This window comes from Sulfurimonas sp. (genome assembly GCF_041563035.1).
GTDB lineage: Bacteria > Campylobacterota > Campylobacteria > Campylobacterales > Sulfurimonadaceae > Sulfurimonas.
On record NZ_JBFFNS010000040.1, the window covers coordinates 1 to 8,250 of the forward strand.

General features: G+C 34.0%; 9 protein-coding genes. 6 read left to right on the plus strand and 3 right to left on the minus strand.

Annotation, left to right across the window (positions count from 1 at the left end; genetic code table 11):
* The first annotated feature begins 591 nt into the window (after positions 1-591).
* The 3 genes from ABZC13_RS13945 to ABZC13_RS13955 all read left to right on the plus strand — a co-directional run bounded on the left by ABZC13_RS13945 (position 592) and on the right by ABZC13_RS13955 (position 3,906).
* Entirely contained in the window at positions 592-1,812 is a 1,221-nt protein-coding gene (locus ABZC13_RS13945; protein ID WP_373005213.1) for an OmpP1/FadL family transporter, read from the plus strand.
* 199 nt (positions 1,813-2,011) lie between these two features.
* Positions 2,012-3,010 (plus strand): hypothetical protein, encoded by a 999-nt coding sequence (locus tag ABZC13_RS13950; protein WP_373005216.1) that lies wholly within the window; start codon positions 2,012-2,014, stop codon positions 3,008-3,010.
* 77 nt (positions 3,011-3,087) lie between these two features.
* Positions 3,088-3,906, plus strand: a complete 819-nt coding sequence (locus tag ABZC13_RS13955; RefSeq protein ID WP_373005219.1) for a hypothetical protein — start codon at positions 3,088-3,090, stop codon at positions 3,904-3,906.
* A gap of 32 nt (positions 3,907-3,938) precedes the next feature.
* Here ABZC13_RS13955 and purM read toward each other — a convergent pair whose 3' ends face one another.
* Positions 3,939-4,934 (minus strand): phosphoribosylformylglycinamidine cyclo-ligase, encoded by a 996-nt coding sequence (gene purM / locus ABZC13_RS13960; RefSeq protein WP_373005222.1) that lies wholly within the window; start codon positions 4,932-4,934, stop codon positions 3,939-3,941.
* Complete coding sequence (locus ABZC13_RS13965) at positions 4,935-5,132, minus strand: DUF2892 domain-containing protein (RefSeq protein ID WP_373005225.1); 198 nt, start codon at positions 5,130-5,132, stop codon at positions 4,935-4,937. It lies immediately after the preceding gene.
* Between the two features lie 94 nt (positions 5,133-5,226).
* Between ABZC13_RS13965 and ABZC13_RS13970 the strand changes: the two genes are divergently transcribed.
* Genes ABZC13_RS13970 through dapF form a run of 3 tightly spaced genes read left to right on the plus strand, consistent with a single transcriptional unit; the run spans position 5,227 to position 7,127 of the window.
* Complete coding sequence (locus ABZC13_RS13970) at positions 5,227-5,772, plus strand: methyltransferase domain-containing protein (RefSeq protein WP_373005228.1); 546 nt, start codon at positions 5,227-5,229, stop codon at positions 5,770-5,772.
* A gap of 15 nt (positions 5,773-5,787) precedes the next feature.
* Positions 5,788-6,381 carry a dephospho-CoA kinase gene (gene coaE, locus ABZC13_RS13975; protein ID WP_373005231.1) on the plus strand — a complete coding sequence of 198 codons (594 nt, stop codon included), beginning with the start codon at positions 5,788-5,790 and terminating at the stop codon, positions 6,379-6,381.
* A complete protein-coding gene (gene dapF / locus ABZC13_RS13980; RefSeq protein ID WP_373005234.1) occupies positions 6,378-7,127 on the plus strand; it encodes a diaminopimelate epimerase in 750 nt (249 codons plus the stop codon). Before coaE ends, dapF begins: the two co-directional genes overlap by 4 nt.
* A gap of 51 nt (positions 7,128-7,178) precedes the next feature.
* On the opposite strand, the gene prfA is transcribed toward dapF, so the two are convergent.
* Positions 7,179-8,246: a peptide chain release factor 1 gene (gene prfA / locus ABZC13_RS13985; RefSeq protein ID WP_373005237.1), complete on the minus strand. Its 1,068-nt coding sequence runs from the start codon at positions 8,244-8,246 to the stop codon at positions 7,179-7,181.
* Between the last annotated feature and the right edge of the window lie 4 nt (positions 8,247-8,250).

Here is an 8,250-nt window from a genome sequence, read left to right on the forward strand (position 1 = left end):
AAGCTAAGCCTCTCATCGCTGATAATACTTGCCCTTGCAGGGTTGGAAACGTAGGTCGCTGCCTAGTTGATCAATTTACTTATCTCTCAACTTATTTTATCAAACTCCTTTTTATTAATTACTTATTTTACTTAACTATATACTAGTTTAATATCTAACTTTGTATTTCAATTATACTAATTATACATTATCATTAATATCTAATTCTTGTATATCTTAGTTTATGGATGTTTATATATATACAGATTTAATCTATTTGTTACCCTTTTGTAATTTATTTGTGATATTATTGTTACATATATGCACATCTAGAGAAAAATATCACAATTTTGATATTTTTTTTGTATTATCTTTTTTATCATAAATCATATTGTGAACTTATAATTGTGTATATTACATCTACTATAATATATAAAGATTATTATTTATATATGTTTTTATTATTATTGCTATTTTATGGATATGATATATAATAATAATTTATATAACTGATTTTTTCTTTAAGATTCAGTTAAAATTAACTCTCCTATAATGCTTACAGATGAAATAGTTTATCTATTTTAAATACTTATATTACTCGTAGGAGAGAAAATGAAAAAAACAATCAAGTTAGCTTTAGTAGCTGCATTAGCTTTAGGTGCAACATCTGCATTCGCAACAAACGGTTCAAATCTAATTGGTATGGGTGTGAAAGCTCGTGGTATGGGTGGAGCTGGTATTGGTATGTCTCACGGTGCTGAGTCTACTTTAGCAAATGCTGCTTTAATTACTTCTGTTAAAGATACTGAAGTTTCTTTCGGTGGTACAATTTTTATGCCAAAAGTTTCTAATACACAAAATTTAGGTGCTGGTGCAGAAAGTGCAGATAGTGCTGCAGATATGAACGTAATACCTTCTGTTTCAATTGCGAGTAAAGTTAATGATAACTTCTATTTTGGTATTGGCATGTGGGGAACTGCTGGTATGGGTGTTGATTACCGTGATTCTATTACAAATACTGCTGGCGGTGCTGGTACACAATTCAAAATGGTTACTAACTTACAGCTAATGCAATTTGCTGTGCCTCTAGCATATACTACAAATGGTTTTAGTGTCGCTATAACTCCATTATTACAGTATGGTGCACTTGATATAAACTATCAATATAGTACTACTCCAGGTCAAGTAGGTGCTGGTGTATCTCAAGACTTACAATTTGGGTATAACTTAGGTTTATCATATAAAACATCTGGTTTTACGGTTGGTGCTACGTATAAATCTCAAATTGATATGAAGTATAAAGGTCAATTATCTAACGCAATGCAAAACTTCGGTCTTACTGGATACACGAATGACAAGTTATCTACTCCAGCTGAAATCGGCTTAGGTGTTAGTTATAAAATGAAAGAGCATACAATAGCATTAGATTATAAAAACATTAAATGGTCAGCTGCTAAAGGTTATGAAGATTTTAAGTGGAAAGACCAAAATGTATATGTTATTGGTTATGAGTATGCAACAGATAAGTGGGCAGCTCGTTTAGGTTATAACTATGCAAAAAGTCCTATTGAAGAACAAAGTGGATTTGCTGGTTCTACTACTGCACCAAGTAGTGGTTTAATTAATACGTTTAACCTACTTGGATTCCCTGGTATAATAGAAAGTCATATGACGATAGGTGGTACATATAATGTTAACAGTAGAACTTCTGTTGATTTAGCTTATGTTTATTCTCCAGAAGTAAGTAATACGTACAAAAACTTTGCTAGTCAAGATATTACTACTAAGCACTCTCAATCAGCTTTAAGCTTTGCTCTTAATTACGCATTCTAGTTACTAGAATAACATAAAATTCTTCTTCATTCTAAATGCCGCCTCTTTTGGCGGCATCCTGTTTTTACACTCCTGATATATAATCTTTAAGCTACATATTAAAATCCACATATTTTATAACTTTTTATGATACAATTAATACAGAAATTCGTGATAATTTTGTGATAAGTACCACAAATAATTTAATTAAGGAAACCTAATGATAAAAAAACTTATAAGAACTATACTACTGTTGTCAGTGGCGGCAACAATGGCTTTTGGTGCTCAAGCTGTAAGATTTAATGTTGTTGATGGGAACGCTGAAGAGCGATACAACAGCCTGATTAATAAAAAAATAGTGAGCGTTGGTTATGTTCTATCTGATCCACATGAAAGAATCAATGACGCATATAAAAAAAAGTATGGTGAAAAAACTATTGATGGTAAACCTAATGAAGATTATGATCCAGATTGGAAAGAGACTTTAGATAATCTAGGTTTTTTCTCTATAGCAAATGATGTTGCACTTAGAGAAATACTTATTTCAAATCCTGAAATTGGTGGTTTTTCTCCTTTTAATCTTCATGTATACAAGAAGAAAAATGAAAATAAAACATATGTTGGACATTTAGTACCTGAAGTTATGTTAGATGTAGTAGGCATTAAAGACGAAGCTGCTAGAACAAAATTCGCGGCTATGTTCCCAGCACTTGATGATTTAGTACAAAAAGAAATTGGTGGTAAAGTTGAGATAACTGAGTATACAGCTCTTCCAGAAAAACCAATGATGAACTTTGAGATAACATTTGATAGACCAGAAGATTTAGCTGATTACATTGATGGATTTCAAGAAAGTTTTGAAGCTGCATTTGAAGAAAATAAATATATTATTGCCGGATATAAAAACTTTAAAGAGTCTTATTCAGAGTTAAAGTTAGAGTTTGCTAAATATGACGCATACTTTGTTTATTCGCTATGTCACTTCACTTATTCTTATAATATATTCAATAAGGGTCGTCCTGATGCTGGCGCATTTGCTCCTTGTTCTATGTATATGTATATAGAAAAAGATTCAAACAAGTTAGTGATAGGTATGCCTAAACTTGCAAACTGGACTGCTGTACTGAATATGAAAGATGAAGTTATGAATAAATCAGTAGAAGATTTAGACAAAGAGATTATTAAAATTATGATTAGTCTAGGTGCAAAAGAGATTTAAGTATAAATTGATGAGTTTTATAAAAGATCAGTGAAGCAAACACTATTTGTTTTAAGTTTATTCAAAAAGGTAAAAAAATGAAAAAAATATTTATATCAATGCTCTATTCTACTCTTCTTTTATTAGGGGTTGTATCAATAAATGCTGATGATAAAATTAGTGCCTATTTGGTTGGAGAACATATAGAAGTAGATGTTGCTAAAGCTAAACTTGGGGAAGTTGGTTTTGAGGTTATTGCTTTATATTCACCTGTTAAAGAAGGTACTACGTTAATTTTTACAAATGAAGTGCTTAAAGCAGAAGGTGCTAAATCTAAAAGAGCTCATGCAGCTATATTAAGAATGTTTATAGATGACAAAGAAAAAAGAGTTAGTGTCACTAACCCTATTTATTTTGGAAGAGCATTTATGCAAGATTGGTACAAAGAAGATGTGTTTATAGAACAGTTTGAAAAGATTTACAGTGCGTTTCCAAATCTAGAAGGCTCTAAAGATAGTTTAGAGTTCGATAATTTAGCTGATTTTCACTTTATGATGGGAATGCCGTATTATGAAGATCCTGATGAATTAGCAGAAGGAGAGCATAAGGATTTATTGGCAAAAGCAAGAAACTATAAAAAAGGTAAGCTTTTGATTTTTGAGTTAAAACTTTCTGATAAGAGTACTCTTTTTGGATATGAGATAGGAAGTAAGACTAAAAAATTTGTTAAAAAGATAGGTCGTGCAAATGCTGCAGTACTTCCGTATTGTATATCTATAGAAGATGGAAAGGCAACTGCTTTAGCACCTAAGTTTTATTTAGCGGTATCTTATCCTCAACTCAGCTTGAGTGAGTTTACGAGAATTTCATCAGTTCCAGGAGCTATAGAAAAAGATTTGAAAAAACCTTTTAAATAAAGGTTCTCTCAAGAGCCAAAAGAAGCGATGGCTTAAACCATTAGAGCTTCTCTAGCACCCTCTTTAATCTCACCGATTAGATAACCATCAGTCTCTGATAAAACTTTCTCAACATTGGCATCTTCAACAACTAAAATCATTCCAACACCCATGTTAAATGCTCTAAACATCTCGTCACGCTCAACATGTTCCGACATTAGTTCGAAGATAGGTAAAACTTTAATAGAGTCTTTCTGAACTTCGGCCATTAAGTTTTCAGGAAGAACACGAGGTAAGTTCTCAACAATTCCGCCACCAGTGATATGAGCCATAGCTACTATTTCGTTTCTTAATTTTTTAAATGTTTTAACATATATATTTGTTGGTTCTAAAAGAGTTTCTATAAGTGGTTTTCCATTGAAATCATCTTCAAACTTCATACCCATTTTTTCAAATAGAACTTTACGTGCTAGAGAAAAACCATTTGAGTGAAGACCAGAACTTGGAAGTGCTATAAGTTTATGACCAGCACGTACAAGGGAAACTCTATCCATCTCAGATTTTTCAGCTACACCAACAGCAAAACCGGCTAAGTCATAATCGTCCTCAGAGTACATACCAGGCATTTCAGCAGTCTCACCACCGATAAGCGCACATTCGCTTCTAATACAGCCTTCAGCGATACCTGCAACCACATTAGTAGCTACATTAACATCAAGCTTACCTGTTGCGTAGTAGTCTAGGAAGAAAGAAGGTGTACCAAAGTTACAAAGAAGGTCATTTACACACATAGCTACCAGATCAATTCCTACAGTATTATGAATACCGCTATCTATAGCAAGCTTAAGCTTTGTACCAACGCCATCAGTTGCTGCAAGCATTACAGGCTCATTAAAACCCTTAGGAAGCTCAAAAGCACCGGCAAAAGAGCCTATCCCACCCATAACACCTGGAATTTTTGTAGATTTTACTAAAGGTTTAATATTTTCAACGAAACTATTACCTGCATCTATATCAACACCTGCATCTTTATAACTAATTTGACTCATTTATTTCTCCGAATCGTTTGGTAGATCACACTTCTTGCTAATGATACAAAGTGGACAGAAGTTAGCAATACCTGCAATAAGAGGAATAACTCCAAGATAGAACCAGTAGATTCCTGTAATTACGCCTGCAGCGATTAAAGCTAAACCTATAGTAATACGAAAAACTCTACAAAACTTTCTGATTTTGTTATAGTCCATTTAATACCCTTAATTTTTTTGTAATTATATCTATATTAAGTAAAATTAATCCTAATATGCTAAAATCGCGGTAATTAAATAAGGAATTATTAAAATGAAAGAATTAATTTACTCTGAAATGATGGTGCATGTTCCGATGTGTACAAGTAAAAATCCGCAAAATGTTTTAATTGTTAGTGATAATGTAGATCAACTGGCAAAAGAAATGCTAAAGCACAGTGACATTAATACACAAGTAGTTGAGTGTTCTTTAGACGCTCTGCGTAACTTAGAAGATGCAACTTTCGATGTAGTTATTTGCGAAATGAGTTCAGATGCTGCACTTATAGCACATATAAACCGTATCTTAAAAGAGGATGGACAGCTTTCTATTATTCATCCATCTCTAGACGATGTTGAAGCAAATAAATCTTTGATGCAAATTCTTGGAAATTACTTTAAAGTAATTATGCCGTATAATATCGGTAATGGTTCGACAGCTCTTTTAGCTTCTAAAGAGTATCACCCAACTGCAGATATTAATCTGCACCGTGCTGATATGCTTGATGACAATCAGTTTTACAACTGTGACGTTCATATAGCTTCATTCGCAATGGGTAACTATATTCGTAAAGAGTATTTAGGAATCATCAAAAACTAATAAACAAGGTATTAGATGGCATTTGAATACGCTATTGCCTTAACAGGCGGAATAGCTACAGGCAAAAGCACTGTAGCATCTCTACTTGCCTTAAATGGTATGAGAGTCATAGATGCAGATAGCATTTCACATGAAATACTAGATGCTTCAGTCTCTTGGGTAAAAGAAACTTTTGGTAATGAGTACGTCAATGGCTCTAAGGTTGACCGTGCAAAGCTTGGAAGTTTAGTTTTCTCAGACGATGAGCAAAAAAGAATCTTAGAGGATTATCTGCATCCTAAGATTAGAGCTGAAATAGAGAAGCGAAGCATCAAGCAAGATAGTTTCAAATTTCCTTACCTCATAGATATCCCACTATTTTTTGAAAAAGGCTCTTACAACATTAAAGATAGTGTTGTTGTATATACTCCTTTAGATGTGCAGCTAGAGAGATTTATGAAGAGAAATGGCTACAGCAAGGAAGAGTCACTCAGAAGAATAAACTCTCAGATGCCAATAGATGAGAAGAAAAAAAAAGCTACTTGGGTTATAGACAACTCCAAAAACTTAAAACATCTTCAGCAAGAAGTTGAAGATTTTGTTGAGAATATAAAGGCTAAATACTTATGATGATATCAAAATACAGTGCCAATGGAAATGACTTTGTAGTCTTTCATTCAGATGTAAAAGAAGATAGAACTGAGTTGGCAAAAGAGTTATGTCACCGTCAAGACGGCATCGGTGCTGACGGTCTAATAGTAATAGTTCCAAATAGCGATTATGATTTTGAATGGCAGTTTTACAACTCTGATGGTAGTCATGCAGATATGTGCGGAAATGGTTCTCGAGCTTGTGCTCACTATGCATATGTGAATAACTTGGCATCTAGTAGTATGAGTTTTTTAACAGGTGCAGGTGTTATAAAAGCTGAAGTTGATGGGGATATGGTTCTAAGTGAACTCACTCCTCCTAAGATTTTAGACAAAAATATAGAATTTAATGGCAAGACTTGGTGGTTAGTTGATACTGGGGTTCCTCACCTTGTTCATTTTACGCAAAATATAGAAGCATTTGATGTAGAAGAAGCTAGAGAACTTAGATATAAATATAATGCCAATGTGAATATCGCTTTTATAGATGCAGACAAAAACATTAAAGTCAGAACTTATGAACGCGGTGTTGAAGATGAGACATTAGCTTGCGGTACCGGAATGGCAGCTTGTTTTTACAGAGCCTATGTAGAAGAAAAAGTAGGTAATAATATTGAAGTTTATCCTAGAAGCGGTGATACGCTATATCTTGGAATGAACGAGAGAACAATTACTTTTCGTGGAAGAGTAAAAAATACTTTTAATACGGATTGGAATCTTGCTTAGTCAGTAGCCTATATGAGCAAAGCTCATATAGTTACGTTAGATGCTTAGAGTTTAAAGTCCAGCTGCCTCAACGATTTTTGCTTGATGATCAGCGATAAGAGGTTCTATAACTTCATCTAGAAGTCCACCACTCATGATTTCATTAAGTCTGTAAAGTGTAAGAGTGATTCTATGATCACTAATACGGTTTTGTGGATAATTGTAAGTACGAATTCTTCCACTTCTATCGCCTGTTCCAACTTGCGCTGAGCGAGTAGCACTATCTTTAGCTTGAGCTTCTTGCATCTCAAGATCAAAAAGTCTAGCTTTTAGAACCTTCATAGCTTTTTCTCTATTTTTGTGTTGAGATTTTTGATCCTGATTTGTTACTACTAAACCAGTTGGCAAGTGAGTAATCCTTACAGCAGAGTCAGTTGTATTTACAGACTGACCACCACATCCAGAAGAACGCATTACATCGATCTTAAGATCATTTTCATTGATCTCAACTTCAACATCATCAACTTCAGGCATAACCGCAACTGTAATAGCTGAAGTATGAACACGCCCTTGTGACTCTGTAGCAGGAACACGTTGAACACGGTGAGTTCCACCTTCATATTTCAACCTGCTATAAACCTGATCACCTTTAATAAGTGCAATAACTTCCTTAAATCCACCAGCATCTGATGGAGAAGTACTCATAAGTTCAACTTTCCAGCCTTTAACATCAGCATATCGAGTATAAGCGTCAAAAAGATCACCTACAAAGATTGCTGCCTCGTCACCACCAGCTCCTGCACGAAGCTCAACGATGATATTTCTATCATCATTAGGGTCTTTTGGTAGAAGTAGAAGTTTGATATCTTCTTCTAGGAGTGGTTTACGTGGTTCAAGCTCTTTAAGTTCCTCTTTAGCCATTTCGCCCATTTCAGCATCACTAAGCATTTCTTTAGTATCAGCAATATCTGAGATTAAAGTTTTATACTCTTTTGCTTTTTCTACGATTGGTAAAAGTGAAGATTGTTCTTTTGAGAGTTCTGTCATTCTTTTGATGTCAGAAGTTATGTCAGGTGAACTCAGCATTTCGCTAAGTTCATTATAACGGTTGATAAACGGAGTAAGTTTATCAGCAAGCATAATT